This is a genomic window from Bacillus sp. AR8-1, from assembly GCF_008042345.1.
Classification (GTDB): Bacteria; Bacillota; Bacilli; order Bacillales; family Bacillaceae_G; genus Bacillus_A; species Bacillus_A cereus.
In genome coordinates, this window is sequence record NZ_QNUB01000040.1 from 1 (window position 1) to 1454 (window position 1454).

Sequence of the window (1454 nt, forward strand, 5' to 3'; positions counted from 1 at the left end):
TTAATACTCTAGCTAAACTATTCGATTTTTCATTCAATTCCCTGTATGTCAATTTTTCACTATCACATACTACAGCTATATGTTCCGGTGTCTTTTCCACCTGTTCCTCAAATAATTGATGTATAGTCTTATCCTTCGGATATTCAACAGCCGAATCGTTAAATACATTAAGTAATTTGTATTTCTCCTTCTCACTAATCATTTCTAACCTATATAAAGCCACTTCTAATTTTGATGCTACATTATGCAGGAGATTAGTATAATGCTCTCCCATTCTTTCAGCCGTTTCTCTTTTAAATAATTTACTACAGTATTCTAAATTAAATGTAATATGTTCATTGACCTCTACGGCAGTTAATGTTAAATCAAATTTTGATATATTGATTTCTGATTCCAGTAATTTCAACTCACCAATTTCTTCATTTCCACCAAATCCATAATCCATACTTTCAAATGTAAACATAACATCAAATAATGGATTCCTACTTGCATCTCTTTTTAATGCCAGTTTTTGAGTTAAATTTTCAAATTGATAATCCGTATTATCAAAGTCCTTTAGAGTATTATATTTAACTTCTTCTAAGAACTCTCTGAATGTTTTATAGGATTCCGGAAAATTCCTTAAAGCAACCGTATTAACAAACATTCCCACAGTGTTCTCAAGATCTGCATAGGATCTCCCAGACTCTGCTGTTCCTACAATAATATCTTCTTGATTACTGTATTTTGACAACATCACATTGTATACCGCCAGTAATACCATATATAATGTTGTTCCCGTTTCTTTTGCTATTGTTCTAAGTTTTGCTGTTAACATCTTGTCTATAGTAAAGTTTATTCTACTTCCCTCGAAACTTTTTACTCTCGGTCTTTCATAATCTGTTTCAATATTTAATATAGGAAGTTCACCATTTAATCGATTTAACCAATATTGCTCTTGTTTTATGCTTGTCTCTTGGTTAAGGGGATCAGTTTGCCATTCTGAATAATCCTTATATTGCAGTACTGGTTTTTCTAGTTTTTCCCCTTTGTAAAGCTTCTTAAATTCTTTCCTTATCAATCCTACCGATACTCCATCCGCCACTATATGATGAACATCTAATAGTATTATATTCTTATCTTCATACGTTATAAGACTGCATCTAACCAACGGTGCTCGTGTTAAATCAAATGGTTTAATAAACCTTTTCATATACAACAAAGCTTCTTTTTTCTGTAATTTTTTATAATTAAATTCTAGATTCCATTTATCATGAACTCGTTGTACTAGCTCTCCATCCACTACATGAAAACTTGTTCTTAGCGCTTCGTGTCTTCTAACGATTTCATTTAATACTTCTTCGACTTTACATATATCTAATTCTTCAGTCAGTTCAATCATAATCGGCAAATTATAAACTATACTATGTTTATCTGTTTCCCAAAGGGCAAACATTCTTTTTTCTGCCGAAGAT

The 1454-nt window shown here is 31.5% G+C and carries 1 protein-coding gene; it reads right to left on the bottom strand.

Annotation, left to right across the window (positions count from 1 at the left end; all coding sequences use genetic code 11):
• Positions 1-1454: condensation domain-containing protein (locus tag DN400_RS23055; RefSeq protein ID WP_147801952.1), on the bottom strand; the 1454-nt coding region annotated here is incomplete at both ends.